The organism is Actinomycetospora aurantiaca (genome assembly GCF_037401875.1).
GTDB classification, from domain to species: Bacteria; Actinomycetota; Actinomycetes; order Mycobacteriales; family Pseudonocardiaceae; genus Actinomycetospora; species Actinomycetospora aurantiaca.
Map to the genome: position 1 here is coordinate 17749 of NZ_JBBEGN010000004.1, position 16986 is coordinate 34734.

17 protein-coding genes are annotated in these 16986 nt (G+C 73.3%); 3 read left to right on the forward strand and 14 right to left on the reverse strand.

The window, feature by feature from the left end; genetic code table 11:
• Positions 1-142: 142 nt before the first annotated feature.
• Positions 143-1912: an ABC-F family ATP-binding cassette domain-containing protein gene (locus WCD74_RS10510; protein WP_337694811.1), complete on the reverse strand. Its 1770-nt coding sequence runs from the start codon at positions 1910-1912 to the stop codon at positions 143-145.
• Between the two features lie 69 nt (positions 1913-1981).
• Complete coding sequence (locus WCD74_RS10515; protein ID WP_337694812.1) at positions 1982-3025, reverse strand: 4-(cytidine 5'-diphospho)-2-C-methyl-D-erythritol kinase; 1044 nt, start codon at positions 3023-3025, stop codon at positions 1982-1984.
• Positions 3026-3201: 176 nt separating this feature from the next.
• On the opposite strand from WCD74_RS10515, the gene WCD74_RS10520 reads away from it, so the two are divergent.
• Positions 3202-4596, forward strand: a complete 1395-nt coding sequence (locus tag WCD74_RS10520) for a hemolysin family protein (RefSeq protein WP_337694813.1) — start codon at positions 3202-3204, stop codon at positions 4594-4596.
• Entirely contained in the window at positions 4593-5582 is a 990-nt protein-coding gene (locus tag WCD74_RS10525) for a hemolysin family protein (protein ID WP_337694814.1), read from the forward strand. Before WCD74_RS10520 ends, WCD74_RS10525 begins: the two co-directional genes overlap by 4 nt.
• Before the next feature lie 302 nt (positions 5583-5884).
• On the opposite strand, the gene rsmA is transcribed toward WCD74_RS10525, so the two are convergent.
• The 5 genes from rsmA to upp all read right to left on the reverse strand — a co-directional run bounded on the left by rsmA (position 5885) and on the right by upp (position 11889).
• Positions 5885-6736 (reverse strand): 16S rRNA (adenine(1518)-N(6)/adenine(1519)-N(6))-dimethyltransferase RsmA, encoded by an 852-nt coding sequence (gene rsmA / locus WCD74_RS10530; RefSeq protein ID WP_337694815.1) that lies wholly within the window; start codon positions 6734-6736, stop codon positions 5885-5887.
• Positions 6737-6777: 41 nt separating this feature from the next.
• The gene (locus WCD74_RS10535) at positions 6778-8268 is read right to left on the reverse strand and encodes a resuscitation-promoting factor (RefSeq protein WP_337694816.1); all 1491 of its coding nucleotides are present in this window, start codon (positions 8266-8268) and stop codon (positions 6778-6780) included.
• A gap of 301 nt (positions 8269-8569) precedes the next feature.
• A complete protein-coding gene (locus WCD74_RS10540) occupies positions 8570-9427 on the reverse strand; it encodes a TatD family hydrolase (protein WP_337694817.1) in 858 nt (285 codons plus the stop codon).
• Entirely contained in the window at positions 9420-11216 is a 1797-nt protein-coding gene (gene metG, locus WCD74_RS10545; RefSeq protein WP_337694818.1) for a methionine--tRNA ligase, read from the reverse strand. Before metG ends, WCD74_RS10540 begins: the two co-directional genes overlap by 8 nt.
• Before the next feature lie 52 nt (positions 11217-11268).
• Positions 11269-11889 (reverse strand): uracil phosphoribosyltransferase, encoded by a 621-nt coding sequence (gene upp, locus WCD74_RS10550; RefSeq protein WP_337694819.1) that lies wholly within the window; start codon positions 11887-11889, stop codon positions 11269-11271.
• A 42-nt stretch (positions 11890-11931) separates the two neighbouring features.
• On the opposite strand from upp, the gene WCD74_RS10555 reads away from it, so the two are divergent.
• Entirely contained in the window at positions 11932-12615 is a 684-nt protein-coding gene (locus tag WCD74_RS10555; RefSeq protein ID WP_337694820.1) for a maleylpyruvate isomerase family mycothiol-dependent enzyme, read from the forward strand.
• Between the two features lie 35 nt (positions 12616-12650).
• On the opposite strand, the gene WCD74_RS10560 is transcribed toward WCD74_RS10555, so the two are convergent.
• The 7 genes from WCD74_RS10560 to WCD74_RS10590 form a co-directional block, all read right to left on the reverse strand.
• Complete coding sequence (locus WCD74_RS10560; RefSeq protein WP_337694821.1) at positions 12651-13001, reverse strand: hypothetical protein; 351 nt, start codon at positions 12999-13001, stop codon at positions 12651-12653.
• Positions 13002-13182: 181 nt separating this feature from the next.
• Positions 13183-13569: a hypothetical protein gene (locus tag WCD74_RS10565; protein ID WP_337694822.1), complete on the reverse strand. Its 387-nt coding sequence runs from the start codon at positions 13567-13569 to the stop codon at positions 13183-13185.
• Positions 13570-13696: 127 nt separating this feature from the next.
• Positions 13697-14110 carry a hypothetical protein gene (locus tag WCD74_RS10570; protein WP_337694823.1) on the reverse strand — a complete coding sequence of 138 codons (414 nt, stop codon included), beginning with the start codon at positions 14108-14110 and terminating at the stop codon, positions 13697-13699.
• A gap of 284 nt (positions 14111-14394) precedes the next feature.
• On the reverse strand, positions 14395-14736 hold the full coding sequence (locus WCD74_RS10575) for a hypothetical protein (protein WP_337694824.1): 342 nt from the start codon (positions 14734-14736) through the stop codon (positions 14395-14397).
• Between the two features lie 228 nt (positions 14737-14964).
• Positions 14965-15315: a hypothetical protein gene (locus WCD74_RS10580; protein WP_337694825.1), complete on the reverse strand. Its 351-nt coding sequence runs from the start codon at positions 15313-15315 to the stop codon at positions 14965-14967.
• 221 nt (positions 15316-15536) lie between these two features.
• Positions 15537-15899: a hypothetical protein gene (locus WCD74_RS10585; RefSeq protein ID WP_337694826.1), complete on the reverse strand. Its 363-nt coding sequence runs from the start codon at positions 15897-15899 to the stop codon at positions 15537-15539.
• A 643-nt stretch (positions 15900-16542) separates the two neighbouring features.
• Positions 16543-16950, reverse strand: coding sequence for a hypothetical protein (locus WCD74_RS10590; RefSeq protein ID WP_337694827.1), 408 nt, complete (start codon positions 16948-16950; stop codon positions 16543-16545).
• Positions 16951-16986 lie beyond the last annotated feature (36 nt).

The following is a 16986-nucleotide window of genomic DNA, read 5'->3' on the forward strand; positions in this document are numbered from 1 at the left end:
GCGTGCGTCCCCGTGTGCGAGGTCCACAGGACAGCAGCGCCCGCGTCCGGGATGTCGCCCGAACCTGGCCCTGCCGGTCGGGGGAACGACGTGACCCCGCGAGGAGGTTTGGAGCGCGACGGGACGGGAGAGGACGGTCGGTTCAGTCGACCGAGGCCTCCAGCCACCGCTCCTCGAGTCCCTCGCGCTCGGCGACGAGACCCTTGAGCTCGGCGTCGAGCTCCATCAGCCGCCCCGGCTCGTTTGCGGCGTCCGCGAGCAGCGTGTGCAGCTGCTTCTCCCGGGAGTCCAGCTTCTCGATGCGGCGCTCGATGCGCTGGATCTCCTTGCGCGCCGCGCGCTTGTCGGCCTCCGACGTGCCGGACGACGTCGACGACGAGGCCACCGGGCGGGGCCCGGCGGACGTCTCGAGCTGCTGGTCCCGGCGGCGCAGGTACTCCTCGATGCCGCCGGGCAGATCGGTGATCCGCCCGTCGCCGAACAGCGCCACCACCCGGTCGCACACACGCTCGGTGAGGTACCGGTCGTGGCTGACGACGACGAGCGTGCCCGCCCAGCCGTCGAGGATGTCCTCGAGCTGCTGGAGGGTGTCGACGTCGAGGTCGTTGGTGGGCTCGTCGAGCATGAGCACGTTCGGCTCAGTCACGAGCAGGCGCACCAGCTGCAGGCGGCGCCGCTCGCCGCCGGAGAGGTCCGAGACCGGTGTCCACTGCCGCGCGGCCGGGAAGCCGAACCGCTCGGCCAGCGCCGACGCGGTGTGCTCCCGCCCGCCGATGAACACGCGCTCCGCGATGTCCTCGACCGCCTGCAGCACGCGGCGGTCGCGGGGCAGGTCGGAGAGGTCCTGGGAGAGGTGGGCGAGCCGCACGGTCGTGCCCTGCACCCGCTGTCCGGCGTCCAGGTCGCGCTCGCCGGCCAGGGCGCGCAGCAACGACGTCTTCCCCGACCCGTTGACCCCGACGATCCCGACCCGGTCCCCCGGGCCGATCCGCCAGGTCTGCCGGTCGACGAGCGTGCGGCCGTCGGGCAGGCGCAGCGTCGCGTCCTCGAGCTCGAGCACGGTCCGTCCGAGGCGGTGGCGGGCCATCGTCACCAGCTCGACGGAGTCGCGGGGCTCGGGGACGTCCGCGATGAGCGCCTCCGCCGCCTCCACCCGGTAGCGCGGCTTGGAGGTGCGGGCCTGCGGGCCGCGCCGCAGCCAGGCGAGCTCCTTGCGCGCCAGGTTGCGACGACGCTGCTCGGCGGCGTCCGCGAGCCGCGCCCGCTCGGCCCGGGCGAAGATCCAGTCGTTGTACCCGCCCTCGTACTGCTCGACCTGCCCGTCGACCACCTCCCACGTGCGCGAGGCCACGGTGTCGAGGAACCAGCGGTCGTGGGTCACGACGACGAGCGCGGTCCGGCGGGCGAGCAGGTGCTCCGCGAGCCAGCGCACGCCCTCGACGTCGAGGTGGTTGGTGGGCTCGTCGAGGACCAGCAGGTCGAGCTCCTGCACGAGCGCCGCCGCGAGCGCGATCCGCTGGCGCTCCCCGCCGGAGAGCCCGTCGACCGGCGCGTCGAGGCCCCGCTCGCCGCCGGGGCGCAGCCCCTCCACGACGGTGCGGGACCGCGCGTCCGCGGCCCACTCGTGGTCGGGGATCTCGCCACCGAGCACGGACGCCCGCACGGTCGCCCCGGCGGGCTGGGACTGCTGGGTCACCGAGGCCATCCGCAGCCCGCGCACCGGGCTCACGCGCCCGTCGTCGGGAAGGAGCCGTCCCGCGAGGATGGAGATCAGGGTCGACTTGCCGCCGCCGTTGCGGCCGACGACGCCGACGCGGTCGCCGGTGTCGACGCCGAGCGACACGCCGTCGAGCACGGGCCTGGGCCCGCCGAAGGCGATCGCGACGTTCTCGAGGTTGACCAGGTTGGGCACGGACTGCCTTTCCGACGGAGGTCGAGCTCCCCTATCGGCGTGCTCGATGGGATGCTTCGTCAATCCCGCTCAGGCGTACATGTTCGGCCCGGGGTCCGGCGCGGGCGGGCCGCCGGGGCCGCGGGGCGGGCGGGCGGGGTCGCCGTCGATCACGCGGGCTCCGGGGACGGGGCCGTGCGCCACGCGCACGGTCCGGCACACGCCGGCCCCGGACAGCTCGGCGGCGACGCGGACCGCGGACGGGCCGTCCGCGCAGAGGAAGACGCAGGTGGGCCCGGAGCCGGAGACGACCCCCGCGAGCGCCCCGGCCGCGACCCCGGCCCGCAGCGTCCGCCGCAGGCCCGGGTCCATGCTGACCGCGGCCGCCTGCAGGTCGTTGCCCAGCAGCAGGGCCAGCGAGCGCGCCTCCCCGGACGCCACCGCCTCGAGCACCGGCTCGACGTCACCGACGCGCTTGACGGGGCTCTCGGGCGTCGAGGTCGAGCGCAGCCGGTCGAGCTCGCCGAACACGGCCGGCGTCGAGAGCCCGTGGTCCTGCAGCGCGACCACCCAGTGGAAGGTGTGCCGGGAGAGCACCGGGACCAGGTTCTCCCCCCGGCCGGTGCCCAGCGCGGTCCCGCCGTGCAGGGCGAACGCGACGTCGCTGCCGACGTCGGCGGCGACCTCCATCAGGGCCTCGCGGCCGAGGTCGAGCCGCCACAGCGTGGTGAGCGCGAGCAGGGTGCCGGCGGCGTCCGCACTGCCGCCGGCCATGCCGCCCGCGACCGGGATGGACTTGCGGATGCCGATCCGGACATCGGGTTCGCGGCCCGCGACCTCGGCGAGCGCGACCGCGGCCCGCCACGCGAGGTTCGAGGCGTCCAGCGGGATCTCGGCGCGCTGCGCGTCGGTGACCTCGCCGAGCAGCTCCACCCCGGGGGCGCCGGGTCCGATGCGGTCCACGTGGCGGCCGGTGTGGGTGCTGACCACCGAGATCTCGTCGAACAGGTTGAGGGCCTGGAACACGGTGACGAGGTCGTGGTAGCCGTCCGCGCGCAGGTCACCCACCGCGAGATGGAGGTTGATCTTGGCCGGGACGCGGACGGTCACCGGGGGACCGACGGCGGAGAGCACCCGTCCAGGGTACGGAAGGCCCGGCGGTCGGTCGCTCGCGACCGGTCCGGCCCGGGAACCTCTCGAACCGGACGCACGTTGGTCGGTCAGTACCCGAGATCCCCCAGGCAAGGAGCCATGGACCCGAGTCACAGTCCCGTCACCACCTGTCCTGACGCGCAGGTGGTGACCCCCCGATGATCGCCACGATCCTCGGCATCCTGCTCGGCCTCGTCGTGGTCGTCGTGATCACGGCCGCGACCGGCTACTTCGTGGCGCAGGAGTTCGGCTACATGGCCGTCGACCGGGCGCGGCTGCGTGCCCGGGCGGCCGACGGCGACGCCGGCGCCTCCCGCGCCCTCGACATCACGCGCCGCACCTCGTTCATGCTCTCCGGCGCCCAGCTCGGCATCACCGTCACCGGGCTGCTCGTCGGCTACGTCGCCGAACCGCTGATCGGCGACGGCGTCGGCGAGCTGCTCGGCGTCGCCGGGGTGCCCGCCGCGGTCGGCATCGCGATCGGCACCGTGATCGCGCTGCTGGCCTCCACCGTCGTCCAGATGGTCTTCGGGGAGCTGTTCCCGAAGAACCTCGCGATCGCGCGCCCGGAGCCGGTGGCCCGGGCGCTGGCGCTGTCCACCAAGGTCTACCTGGCCGTGTTCGGGTGGCTGATCCGCATCTTCGACGCGGCGTCGAACGCGCTGCTCAAGGCCCTGCGCATCGAGCCGGTGCACGACGTGGAGCACTCCGCCACGCCCCGGGACCTCGAGGCGATCATCGACGACTCCCGCGACTCGGGCGACCTGCACCCCGAGCTCGCGGCGATGCTGGACCGGTCCGTCGACTTCTCCGACCGCACCGCCCGCGCCGCGATGATCCCCCGACCGCGCGTCAGCTGGGTCCGCGCCGACGACACCGTCGCCGACCTCGTCGAGCTGATGGCCGGCGGGCACTCCCGGTACCCCGTCCTCGGCCGGGTCCCCGACGACGGCGACGGCGGTGACGCCCGGGCCCCCGAGCTCGTCGGGGTCGTGTGCCTGCGCGACGTCCTGGCCCACGACGGGGAGGCCGGGGTCCCGGTGAGCAGCCTGATGCGGCCGCCGGTCCTGGTCCCCTCGTCGCTGCCGCTGCCCCAGGTGCTCGCGACGCTGCGCGCCGAGGGCGAGGAGCTGGCCTGCGTGCTCGACGAGTACGGCGACCTCGCGGGCGTCGTCACGGTGGAGGACATCGCCGAGGAGCTCCTCGGCGAGATCACCGACGAGCACGACCCCGCCGACGCCGACCGCGCCCGGCCCGCCGACGACGGGTGGCTGGTGCCCGGCGACCGGCACGTCGACGAGGTGGGCCGGCTCATCGACGCCGACCTGCCCGAGGGCGACTACCAGACCGTGGGCGGGCTGGTGGTCGCCGAGCTGGAGCGGCTGCCCGAGCCCGGGGACAGCATCGTCGTCACCATCCCCGACGACGATCCCGACGAGCCCGACCGGACGCTGCGCGCCACGGTGCGCGCGGTCGACCGGCGCGTGCCCTCCGAGGTCCACCTGCAGTGGGTCCCGCTCCCCAGCCCGACCGGCACGGAGGTCTCCCGATGAGCGTGACGGCCGTCGTCGTCTCGATCCTGCTGATCGTCGCGTCCGCGTTCTTCGTGGCCGTGGAGTTCGCCCTGGTCGCTGCCCGCACGTACCGCCTCGAGGAGGAGGCGGCGCGCAGCGCGTCGGCGCGGGCGGCGCTGCGCAGCGCCCGTGACCTGTCGTTGCTGCTCGCGGGCTCGCAGCTCGGGATCACGCTCTGCGTGCTCGGCCTCGGTGCGGTCACCAAGCCCGCGGTCGACGAGGCCCTCGAGCCGGTGATCACCGGCTGGGGCCTCCCGTCCGCCGTCGCGGGCGTGGCGTCGTTCGTCATCTCCCTGGTGGTGGTGACGTTCCTGCACCTCGTGGTCGGGGAGATGGCCCCGAAGTCGTGGGCCATCGCGCACCCGGAGCGCTCGGCGATGCTGCTCGCACTGCCGATGCGGGCCTTCATGGTCGTCACCCGCCCGCTGCTCGTGGTGCTCAACGGGGCCGCGAACCGGTGCCTCCGGGCGCTGGGCGTGGAGCCGGTCGACGAGATGGCGGGCGGCCGCGGCCCGGACGACCTCCGCGAGCTGATCGACCACTCCGCCGAGACCGGGACCCTGGACCCGGAACGGCGCGACCAGCTGCTGGCGGCCCTGGAGCTCGACCGCACCCCGGTGCGCGACCTCGTCCGCGAGCCGGTGGGCGTCCGGGCGGACGCCGACGTGGCGTCCGTCCGGAACACCGCCCGCGACAGCGGGCACCTGCGGCTCGTCGTCACGCAGGACGGCCGGGCCGAGGGCTTCGTGCACGTCCGCGACGCGCTCGCCGCCGACCCGTCCACCACCGCGCGGACGTTGATGCGCCCGCTCCTGCGGCTCCCGGCCGACACCCCGCTGCAGAGTGCGGTCTCCACGATGCGCGAGCAGCGGGCGCACCTGGCCCTCGTGGAGGACGACGGCGGCAGCATCGGGGTGCTGACCCTCTCGGACCTCGTGGAGCGGCTGCTCCCGGCGCCCGCGTAGGTCCGTCCCGGCGTCAGCAATGGTCCGTTGCTGACGCCGGACGTCAGAGAGACGCCATTCGCACGTCAGCTCGCGGCGGGCCGCCGTGCTCGTCCTCGAGTGCGACACGGCGCAGGTCGGACGGCCCCGGGAGTTGCCTCAGGTAGCACTCGCGAACGCCGACCGACTCGCCCGCCCGCGAGTGCTACAGGGCGCAGGCCAGGCGGCCCCGGGATCTGCCTCACGTCGCACTCGGGCGGCGGGTCGGGGCCACTGGCGAAGGGCGCCCATGGCCCGTCTACTCGAGCAAAGGGGCCCTTCGCTCAATCGGCGGGCGGCACGGCGGCCAGGGCGGCGAACGCGTCGACGCCGAGCCGTTCGGCGCGCGTGGTCGGGTCGATCCCGGCCGCGCGCAGCCGGCGCTCGGCCTCGGCGGGCGATCCGGCCCACCCCGCCAGTGCGGCGCGCAGCCCCTTGCGCCGCTGGGCGAACGCGGCGTCGACGACCGCGAACACGTCCTCCCGGCGTCCGCGGGGCGTGGGGCGGCGGGTGAACGCGACGAGGGCCGAGTCGACGCCGGGGACGGGCCAGAACACCCCGCGCGGCACGGGACCCGCGCGGCGTGCGTCGGCGTACCAGGCGAGCTTGGCGCTCGGCCCGCCGTAGGCCGGGTCCCCGGGGCGTGCGGCCAGCCGGTCGGCGACCTCGGACTGCACCATCACCAGACCCCGCCGCAGCGCCGGCAGTTCGGCGAGCAGGTGCAGCACCACCGGCACGGCCACGTTGTAGGGCAGGTTCGCGACGAGGGCGGTGGGGGCCGCGGGGAGCTCGTCCGCGGTGATCCGCAGGGCGTCGGCGGTGACGACGTGCAGCGGGCGCTCCGGGGCGTGCGCCGCGGCGGTGGCCGGTAGCCGCCCGGCCAACGTCGGGTCGATCTCCACCGCGACCACCGCCGCCGCCTCGTCGAGCAGCGCCAGGGTCAGCGAGCCGAGCCCCGGGCCGACCTCGAGCACGACGTCGTCCGGGTCGAGCTCCGCCAGCCGCACGATCCGGCGGACGGTGTTGGCGTCGTGCACGAAGTTCTGGCCGAGCTTCTTGGTGGGCCGGACGCCGAGCTCCGCGGCCAACGCCCGGATCTCACCGGCCCCCAACAGACGAACGGGCCCCGGGATCACGTGTCCATGATCCCAGGGCCCGTTGCGGGTCGTGCGTGGTGCTACTTCTTGCCGCAGACCGGCCAGGCGCCGTAGCCGCCGCGGTCGTCGCGGACCTTCTCGGCCACCGCGATCTGCTCCTCCTTGGAGGCCAGGTCGGCGCGCGCGGCGTACTGCCCGCCGCCGTAGGCGTTCCAGGTCTGCCGGTCGAACTGCAGGCCGCCGTAGTAGCCGTTGCCGGTGTTGATCGACCAGTCGCCGCCGGCCTCGCACTTGGCCATGCGGTCCCACTTGGCGGTGCTGCCGATCGCCGGGCCGGCCTTCTTGGTGCCCTTGCGGACCACACCGCCGACGGGCGCCTTGGTGACCGTGGGGGCACCCAGGGCGGTGCGGCCGGTCTCCTTGCCGTCGGTGGTGTTCACCGTGAAGTTCTGGACCTGCTCGCCGGCCTGACCGGGCTGCTCGACGCGGGTCTTGCCGGCGTCCAGCGTCGGGTCGTCGATGGTCTGCATCGGCGGGGCGATCGGCTTCGTCTCGGTGACCTGGGTGACCGCGTTGCGCACGATCGTGATCGCCGCGCCGTCGACGAGGCCGCCGGCGTTGACGGTGTCCAGCGGACCCATCTGCAGGCCGCGCTGTGCGAGGAACTCCTGCACGGACGCGGCGGTGGTGCTGATCTGCTGCGGAGCGCCGCCGCCGTCGACGAAGGTGACGTTCTTCGGCAGCTGCACCGCGAGGTTCATCCCCTCCGAGGGGATGAGCGAGCCCAGCGGCACGGACGCGGCGAGGGCCTGCGTCGGCATGCCCAGCTGGCCGAGCGCCTCCGCGACCGTCGAGGCCGTCGTCGTGATCGTCTGCGGCTTGCCGTCGACCACGAGGTTGACCTGGCGCGAGTGGTTGACCACCAGCCGGTCGCCGTCGCGGATCTCGGCGTTCGGCGAGGGCGACATCTGGTCGGCCGGGCCGACCTCGATGTCACCGGAGGCGAGCGCGCCCGCGACCGTGCCGGAGAAGGTGTGCACGACCTGGTCGACGCCGTCGACCGTGACCGTGATCTCCTTGTCGAGGGCGACCGCGGTGCTGCCCCCGGCGGCGACCGCGATGAGGGCCGCGGCGACGCCGCCCTTGACCGCCAGCGAGTAGCGGCCGGTGTCGGTGAGGTCGCGCTCGCGGTAGGTCTCCGGGTCGAGCCCGGCGGGCGCTGCCGCGGGCGTGGGCTCCGCGGTGAGGGTGCCGGTGGCCCCGGTGAGGCCGGTGCGCGACTCGAGGTCGTTCCAGTCGTCCAGGTCCGGGACGGCGAGCGCCCCGGTCGCGGAGCCGGGCGCTGCCCAGCCCGGTCCCGCGACCGGCAGCGGGCCGGTGATGTCATCGGCCCAGGTGGGGAGCGGACCCGTCTGGTGGGTGGCGGCGCCGCGACGGGCCTGCCACTCGGCGGTGCTGGCGTTCAGGCCGTCCCAGCCGTCCTCGGTCCACCGCTGCTCGAGGGAGTCGAACCAGCCGGTGTCGGCCTGCTCGTCGTCCCGGGCGATGGTGCGCGTCGAGTCGGTGCTCATCGGGCGACCGCCGCAGGGTGAGCAGCGATCAGCGCGAGGGGGGAGCGCAGTGGAGCCACAGAGGAAATCCGCTTCATCCGTGCGTCCGGGCAGGAACCGCATCCGGGTCGAACCCCGATCCGGAACCCTGGGGAAGGTTCCGGGTCATCCCGGATGCCGGGGGTTGGTTCCATCCCGGCGAGTCACGGCACGGTAACGACTCGGGTGTCAGCACCATCAAGCCGACACGAACGTGGTGCGCCGAACGGCAGCCCGGCGACGACGAACGCGGTCACCGCGTGCTCTTTCGGTCGACGCAGCGTCACGGCTGAGGTTGTTCGTCCAGTCGGAAGGTCCGCTGGGCGTTCCGGGTGGCCGCCGCCGCGAGCTCCTCGGCCGCCTCGTCACGCAGCTCCGCGAGGTCTCGCACCGTGTGGGGGATCACGTACGGCTCGTTCGGCCCACCGCGGAACGGGTGCGGCGTCAGGAACGGGGCGTCGGTCTCGGTCAGCACGAGGTCGGCCGGGGCGTGGGCGGCCGCCTCACGGAGGTCGGCGGCGTTCGCGTTGCGGAACGTCGCGGTGCCCGAGAACGACATCAGCCAGCCGTGCTCGGCGCACACCCGCGCCAGCTCCGGGCCGCCGGAGAAGCAGTGGAAGACCACCGTCGCCGGGGCCCCCTCGGCGCGGAGCACGTCGACGATGCCGTCGTGGGCCTCGCGGTCGTGGACGACCAGGGGCAGCCCGGTGCGCTTCGCCAGGTCGACGTGCCATGCGAAGGCCTCGCGCTGGACCTCCAGCGGCGCGCAGTCCTCCCGCCGGGTGGTCCAGTAGTCGTCCAGCCCGGACTCCCCCACCGCGACCACCCGGGGCAGCGTCGTCAGCCGCTCGATCTCGGCCCGGGCGGTGTCGTCGAGGTCGTTCGACCGGGTCGGGTGCAGTCCGACCACCGCGAACACGCGCGGGTCGGTCCCGGCCGCCCAGGCGGCCCACTGCGCGGAGGCGAGGTCGTCCGCCGTCGTCACCATCGCCGTGACCCCGGCCGTTCCCGCGCGGTCGAGGACCGCCGCGAGCGTCTCCGGGTCCGTCGCCCCGCACGCGTCGAGGTGGGTGTGCGCGTCGACGACGCCGCCGTCGATCGGCTCGGGGACCGGCGGCGGGACGCGATCCTTGCTACTCACCGGGATGGATCGGCGCCCACGACGGCCCGGTCTCGCCCAGCGCGGTGTCGAGCTTGGCGAACAGCGGCGTGGGACGCGCCAGCGGCCGCCCGACGGGGATCGGGGTCGACTCCCACCGGGCCTGCTCGCCGGCGTAGTCGCCGGTGAGCACCGAGTGCGTCGTGCCCAGGCCGGTCTCGCCGGCGTCCTCGCGGTGCGGCTGGGCCGCCCACACGCCGGTGCCGCCGAGGGCCTCGTGCACCTTCTGCGCGGCGTGCGGCAGGAACGGCGTCAGGAGGGTGTTCGCGTCCTGCACGACCTGCAGGGCGGTGTGCAGGATCGTGTCGCGCCGTGCCGGGTCGTCCTTGCGCTTCCACGGCTCCTCGTGGCTCAGGTAGGCGTTCGCCGCGCCGACCACGCGCATCGCCTCTCCGATCGCCTGCTTGAACCGCGAGTGGCCCAGGTGGGCGCCCACCGTGGAGAACGCCGCGCGCGACTGCGCCAGGAGCTCGGCGTCGGCGGGCTCGGGCCGGGTCGGCTCCGGGACCGCCCCGACGTTCTTCGCCGCCATCGACACCGAGCGGTTGACCAGGTTGCCCCACTCGTTGGCGAGCTCGAAGTTCGTGCGCCGGACGAACTCCTCCCAGGTGAAGTCCGTGTCCTGGTTCTCCGGCCCGGCCACGGCGATGAAGTAGCGCAGCGCGTCCGGCCCGAACTCGCGCAGGAAGTCCCCGACGTAGATGACGGTGCCGCGACTCGTCGAGAACTTGGACCCGGACATCGTCAGGAACTCGCTCGAGACGACCTCCGTCGGGAGGTTGAGCGTGCCCAGCTCGCCCGGGCTGCCGCCGCGGTCGCCCGCGCCGTTGTTGCCGAGCAGGATCGCCGGCCACATCACCGAGTGGAAGGTGATGTTGTCCTTGCCCATGAAGTAGTAGGCGGAGGCCTCCGGGTCGTGCCACCACTGCTTCCAGGCGTCCTTGTCGCCGGAGCGCTCGGCCCACTCCACCGAGGCCGACAGGTAGCCGATGACCGCGTCGAACCAGACGTAGAAGCGCTTCATCGGCGCGTCGGACCAGCCGTCGAGCGGGATGCGCACGCCCCAGTCGATGTCCCGGCTGATCGCGCGCGGCCGGAGGTCGTCGATGAGGTTGCGGCTGAAGTTCAGGACGTTCGGCCGCCACTGGGTGCGCGTGTCCAGCCAGCGGTGCAGCGACTGCGAGAAGGCCGGGAGGTCGAGCATCAGCTGCTCGGTCTCCCGGAACTCGGGGGTCTCGCCGTTGATCCGGCTCCGGGGCTCGCCGAGGTCGGCCGGGTCGAGCTGGTTGCCGCAGTTGTCGCACTGGTCGCCGCGGGCCTGCGGGTAGTTGCAGATCGGGCAGATGCCCTCGATGTAGCGGTCCGGCAGCGTGCGCCCGGTCGACGGGCTGATCGCTCCGAGCGTCGTCTCCGGCAGCACGTAGCCGTTGCGCCACAGGGCGGTGAAGAGCTCCTGGGTGACCCGGTGGTGGTTGTCGGTGGAGGTGCGGGTGAACAGGTCGTAGGACAGGCCCAGGCCCACCAGGTCGTCCTGGATCACCCGCGAGTAGCGGTCGACGAGCTCGCGCGGGGTGGTGCCCTCCGCGTCCGCCTGCACCTGGATCGGGGTGCCGTGCTCGTCGGTGCCCGACACCATGAGCACCCGGTTGCCGACCATCCGCTGGTAGCGGGAGAACACGTCGGAGGGCACACCGAAGCCGGACACGTGGCCGATGTGCCGGGGGCCGTTCGCGTAGGGCCACGCGACGGCGGTCAGCACGGACTCGCTCATGATTCCATTCTCCCGCTGACGTCGAGCCGCTTCCGATCGGGCTACATCGCCCTCACATCGCTCCGAACTGCCGGTCCCCCGCGTCGCCGAGGCCCGGGACGATGTAGCCGTGGTCGTTGAGCCGCTCGTCCACCGTGGCGGTGACCACCCGGACGGCCGGGTGCGCCCGCGCGAGCCGGTCCACCCCCTCCGGAGCCGCGACGACGCACACCGCGGTCACGTCGTCCGCCCCGCGCGCGGTCAGCAGGTCGATCGTGTGCGCCATGGACCCGCCGGTGGCGAGCATCGGGTCGAGGACGAACACCGGCCGGCCGGCGAGGTCGGCGGGCAGCGACTCCATGTACGGGGTCGGCTGCAGGGTCTCCTCGTCGCGGGCGACGCCGACGAACCCCATGAGGGCGCCGGGGACCTGGGCGTGGGCGGCCTCGGCCATCCCCAGGCCCGCGCGCAGCACCGGGACGAGGACCGGCGGGGCCACGAGGGCGGCTCCGGTGGTGTCCGCGACCGGCGTCGTCACGCGGACGTCGGTCACGGGCGCGTCGCGCAGGGCCTCGTAGACCAGCATCGTCGTGAGGTCGCGGACCGCGGCACGGAAGGCGGCCCGGTCGGTGCGGGCGTCGCGCAGGCTGGCCAGGCGCACGCGGGCGAGCGGGTGGTCGACGACGAGCAGCATGGGTGCGGAACCTACCGACGCGGCGTCTGGGAGCCTGGGCGCGTGGTCGCCGACGCCTATCGCTCCGGTCACGCCCGCGTCGCCGAGCTGGTCTCCGCTCTTCCCGACGACGAGTCGGGGCGGGCCGTGCCCGCCTGCCCCGACTGGTCGGTGCACGACCTGCTCGCCCACCTGGTCGGCACCGCCGCCGACGTGAGCGCGCGCCGCACCGCGGGGCTGGCCGGCCCGGACTGGACCGCCGCCCAGGTGGCGGCGCGGCGAGACGCGGACGTCGCCGACCTCCTCGCGGAGTGGGACCGCCACGTCGACGCGACCGCCGAGGCACTCGAGGACCGGCGGGTCCCGACGACGGTGCTGGGTGACCTGCTCGTCCACGAGGGCGACCTCGCCGAGGCGCTCGGCGCCCCGCAGCCCCCGTGGGACGGGTGGGCGTCGGCGGCGTCGGTGCTGGTGCGGCAGGTGGTGAAGGGGATCCGCGGGCGGGAGACGCTGGTGGTGCGGGCCGGGGGCACGGAGTGGCGCAGCCCGGACGACGCGGAGCCGGACACCGTGCGCAGCGTGCTGTCCGTCGATCTCTACGAGCTCTACCGCGGGCTGCAGAGCCGACGCAGCCGCACCCAGATGCGGCGCTGGGACTGGGAGGGCCCGACCGACCCGTGGGTCGACGCCCTGCCCGTGCACGGACCCCGGGACGACGAACAGCCGGTGCCCCCTCCCCGGCGATGAGGAGGGGACACCGGCTGCGCGGTGTCGCGGACGACTCAGCCGAGCAGGCCGGTGATCGTCTCGACGATCGTCGTCTCCTCGGTGCTGGACTCGTCGACCGTCGTCGTGTCGCCGTTGGTGATGGTGCCGGCGGCCGTCGCGACGTTGTTACCCGAGCCGATCTCGTTGTCGTTCAGGATGTCGCAGACGTTCGAGGCCGACAGGTCCTGGTCGCCACCAGTGGTGTCGCCCAGCGAGTCCCCGGAGCCGTTCTCGGACGCGGCCTGGACCGCGTTGGAGCAGCCCGAGGCCGGGGCCGACTCGTGGGCGGAGGCGACACCGGCGAGCGAGCCGAGGCCCGCACCCGCGATGGCGGCGGAGACGACGATCTTGCGAAGGACGGACATGGTTCTCCCAGCAGAAGGGCCCGGAGCGGGCCGGAGGGTGTCCCCGCCCGGGTCGGGTCCCGGGCAGGTCGATCGGAGCGGCACGGCGATGGCGCCGTGACCGCGGAGGGGAGCGGGGTGGACCGGTCTCGACCGGTCCACCCTCCTGCTCCGAACGGGGAGGACCCGTCCGGGAAGCGGACTACGAGAGGTCGGGCAGCCCGCCACCGTCGCCGGCGGGTGCCGGGGTCACGGTGGTGGTGTCGCTCGACGTGTCGGTGACCGTCGAGGAGCGCGTGATGTCGGTGGTGTCACCGTTGGTGATGGTGCCGAGCGCCGTCGCGACGTTGTTGCCGCTCAGGATCTCGTTGCCGTTCAGGATGTCGCAGGTGTTGCTCAGGCCGAGGTCCTGCGCGCCACCGGTCGTGTCGCCGAGCGAGTCGCCCGAGGAGTTCTCGCTGGCCGCCTCGGCGGCGTTCGAGCAGCCCTGGGCCGGGGCCGACTCGTGGGCGCTGGCGATCCCGGCCAGCGAGCCGAGACCGGTCCCGACGACGGCGACGGTGAGGATGGACTTGCGGAGCATCGACATGGGATGACCTCCTGGGTCGGTCGGCCACGAACGGCCGGGGGAGCGGATCGCGAGGGCCCGTCACGACGGACCCGGGAGGGTGGCCCGCCGGACGTCGTGTCCGGCGGACCGTCAGGGCAGGCGGGGCTCAGCCGAAGAGGCCGCCGAGCAGGTCACCGAGGCCGCCCGCGCCACCGGCCGGGACCGTGGTGTCCGAGGTCTCGGTGGTCGTCTCGGTGTTGGTGCGGGTGATGTCGGTGGTGTCGCCGTTGGTGATCACGCCGCCGGCGGTCGCCACGTTGTTCCCGCTGAGGATCTCGTTGTCGTTGAGGATGTCGCAGGTGTTGCTGGCGTCGAACGCCTGGTCGCCACCGGTGGTGTCGCCCAGGGTGCGGCCCGCGCCGTTCTCGCTCTCGCCCTTGATGGCGTTCGAGCAGCTCTTGGCGGCGTCGTGGCCGCCGTGGCCGTGGCCGCCGTCGTGCGCCATGGCGGCACCGGTCATGGAACCGAGGCCGGCACCGACGATGGCGGTGGTGAGGACGGCCTTGCGCAGCATCGACATTCTGTATTCCCCCGATGATTGTCTGACGGATTCCGGGGCCCGCCGCTCGGAGTCGAGCATCAAGGCCACTGCGCATCTCAACGGTCGGCCTAGTCGTGGGTCACGGGACAATCACGACGTTCCCCCGTTCGTGGTGCAACGAACGGCGGCGCTGATCCGATGGCGCAGGTCGGCGCTTTTCCGACGGCATTCGCGACGTTCCTGTCGGCAGGCCCCACGAACGACGACGGGCCGGCACCCGCCCTCGAACGGGTGGGTGCCGGCCCGATGCCGGAACGGGGCGCTCAGCCCGTGGTGGTCGTGCTCGTGTCGGTGCTGGTGCGCGTGCGCGTGATGTCGGTCGTGTCGCCGTTGGTGATGGTGCCGGCGGTGGCCGCGTTGTTGTCGCTCAGGACCTTGTTGCCGTTCAGGATGTCGCAGGTGTTCGAGGCCGAGAGGTCCTGGTCGCCGCCCGCGGTGTCGCCCAGGGTGCGCCCGGCGCTGTTGGAGCTCTTGGCCGCGGCCGCGTTGGAGCAGCCCTTGCCGGAGTCGCCGTGGTGCTCGTGCGCTGCGGCCACGCCCGCGGTGGAGGCGAGCCCGGCGCCCAGGATCGCGCTGGCGAGGACGGTCTTGCGGAAGACGGACATGGTGTGCGGACCCCCGAGGTCGGTGACGGACGTGTCCCGCGCCCGTGAGCTCGCACGATGCGGTCGACGGGCTGACGACGGGACCGACCGGCCCAACGGCGGGCCCGGGGTCACGTCACGTCGCCGAGGGAGGGTTCGCCCGAACGAGAGGGGGCGGCGCGAACGCACGAACGGCCGGCACCCGGGGGTCCGGGGGCCGGCCGTGGCGTGGTCGTGGGTCGCGCGGGCTCAGTTGAAGGGGAAGCCCGGGCCGAAGAACGAGTCGATGGAGGTGGTGCGGGTGACGGTGCGCGTGATCGTGGTCTGGTCACCGTTGCGGATGGTCCCGGCGCCCGACGCGGTGTTGTTCCCGCTGCCGTAGACGTTGCCGTTCCCGTTGCCGCAGGAGTTCGAGACGGAGATGGTCTGCGACCCGCCGGTGACGTTCCCGAGGGTGCGGCCGACCGAGGTCTTCGAATTCGCCTTGACGGAGTTCGAGCACGATCCCGACGGCGCGGCACTCGCGATCCCGGCGGTCGAGGCGATTCCCACACCCACGACGGCGGCGGCGACGGCGGCGCGACCGAGGACGTTCTTCATGGCAGTTCCCCCAGGGTGTCGAGCTGTTTCCCGGAGTGCTGGTCCGCATTCCGGTCTCGCCCCGGGTATCGACGGTCCGTCGAATGTCGCAACAGCATTCCGCGGACGTCCGCCGAACGAGTGACGACATGCGTCGGGCCGGGCCTCCACGCCGCTGGGGAGCGAAGTCGCCGGAAAGGCGACGTTGGCGTGGGGACCCGGCCCGAGGCGGATGCCCGAGATCAGACGGGGAGGAGCCCGCCGAGGATCGTCTCGATCGTCGAGGTCGTGGTCTCGGTGGAGGTCTCGTCGACGGTCGTGGTGTCGCCGTTGGTGATCGTGCCGCCGGTGGCGGCGTTGTTCCCGCTCAGGATCTCGTTGCCGTTGAGGATGTCGCAGGTGTTGTCCAGGGCGATGTCCTGGTCCCCACCGGTGGTGTCGCCCAGGGTGCGGTCGGCACCGTTGCTGCTCTTGGCCGCGGCCGAGTTGGAGCAGCTCTTGCCGGCGTCGCCGTGGTGCTCGTGCGCCATCGCGACACCCGCGGTGGAGGCGAGCCCGGCGCCCAGGATGACGGTGGCGACGGCGGCCTTGCGGAACATCTGCATCTGAGGATTCCCCCGAATCATGGAGCTCTCGGTCCGGCCGCAGCGAGATGCTGTGCGCCGGTCGGTCACGGTGCGCTCAACGCGGGGGGACGAAGCGAGGTCACGGCTCCGTCACGACGTTCGCCCGTTCGAGGTGGAACGCTCTGCTGACCTGCGACGATGGACTCGCCTTCGTCGGAGTGGCACGGAGGGCGCGATCACACCGTGTCACTCGTCCGGGATCTCCAGGTCCCTCACTCGCCTCCGCGTCGTCCGGGTGCCGCTCGTCGTCAGCAATGGTCCGTTGCTGCCACCTGACGTCAGAACGGCGCCACTCGCGCATCCGGTCGAGGCCCGTCACCGCCGTGTCGCGGCCTGTCGTGGAGGATCAACAGCGACAGGGCGGTCGACGGGGCACGAGAGGCCGCGACAAGGCCGGCGCGCACGACGAGCGGGCGCTCAGCGCCGGCGCAGGGCCCGCCGAGGAGCACCGCGCACCCGCTCGAGCCGGGCCGGACACATCGAGCTCCACACGCGCCGCGCGGACCGATCGGTCCCCGCCCCACTCCGCGCGGCGGAACGAGATCTCGCCCGGAACGACGAACGGCCGGCCCGCCTCCCCGAGGGGAACGCGGACCGGCCGTGGCTCGCCGGAGGCGGGACGTCAGCCCATGATCGACTTGACGATCGTGACGTCCTTCGTCTTCGTGTCTTCCGTCGTGATCTCGGTGTTGTCGCCGTTCTGCACGTCGCCGAAGAGCGCGACGTTGTTGTTGCTGAGGAACTGGTTGTTGCTGAAGTTCCCGCACACGTTGCTCGGCGAGATGTTCTGCGACCCGCCAGTGATGATGCCGCCGAGGACGTCGCCGGAGCCGTTCGAGTTGTGGGCGTCGACGGCGTTGGTGCAGCCGTCCTTCGAGCCCTCGTGCGACGTGCCGTGCGAGTCGTGCGACGACGAGTGGCTCTTCTCGTGGCCCTCGGGGCAGTCACCGGCGAACGCGGCGCCGGTGGTGGACGCGAGGCCCGCGCCGATGATGGCGGTCGTCAGGACGGTCTTGCGGAGCATCGACATGGTGACTCCTCCAGGAGCGCGAAGCGGGATGGGCCG

What these genes read in the sequence shown, in the direction of transcription:
- WCD74_RS10560 (WP_337694821.1), bottom strand. Translation starts at nt 13,001, where the DNA reads ATGTCCGTCCTTCGCAAGATCGTCGTCTCCGCCGCCATCGCGGGTGCG.
- metG (WP_337694818.1), bottom strand. Translation starts at nt 11,216, where the DNA reads ATGAGCGAGTCCGTGCTGACCGCCGTCGCGTGGCCCTACGCGAACGGC.
- WCD74_RS10580 (WP_337694825.1), bottom strand. Translation starts at nt 15,315, where the DNA reads ATGAAGAACGTCCTCGGTCGCGCCGCCGTCGCCGCCGCCGTCGTGGGT.
- upp (WP_337694819.1), bottom strand. Translation starts at nt 11,889, where the DNA reads ATGCTGCTCGTCGTCGACCACCCGCTCGCCCGCGTGCGCCTGGCCAGC.
- WCD74_RS10575 (WP_337694824.1), bottom strand. Translation starts at nt 14,736, where the DNA reads ATGTCCGTCTTCCGCAAGACCGTCCTCGCCAGCGCGATCCTGGGCGCC.
- WCD74_RS10535 (WP_337694816.1), bottom strand. Translation starts at nt 8,268, where the DNA reads ATGAGCACCGACTCGACGCGCACCATCGCCCGGGACGACGAGCAGGCC.
- WCD74_RS10525 (WP_337694814.1), top strand. Translation starts at nt 4,593, where the DNA reads ATGAGCGTGACGGCCGTCGTCGTCTCGATCCTGCTGATCGTCGCGTCC.
- WCD74_RS10520 (WP_337694813.1), top strand. Translation starts at nt 3,202, where the DNA reads ATGATCGCCACGATCCTCGGCATCCTGCTCGGCCTCGTCGTGGTCGTC.
- WCD74_RS10565 (WP_337694822.1), bottom strand. Translation starts at nt 13,569, where the DNA reads ATGTCGATGCTCCGCAAGTCCATCCTCACCGTCGCCGTCGTCGGGACC.
- WCD74_RS10570 (WP_337694823.1), bottom strand. Translation starts at nt 14,110, where the DNA reads ATGTCGATGCTGCGCAAGGCCGTCCTCACCACCGCCATCGTCGGTGCC.
- WCD74_RS10590 (WP_337694827.1), bottom strand. Translation starts at nt 16,950, where the DNA reads ATGTCGATGCTCCGCAAGACCGTCCTGACGACCGCCATCATCGGCGCG.
- WCD74_RS10585 (WP_337694826.1), bottom strand. Translation starts at nt 15,899, where the DNA reads ATGCAGATGTTCCGCAAGGCCGCCGTCGCCACCGTCATCCTGGGCGCC.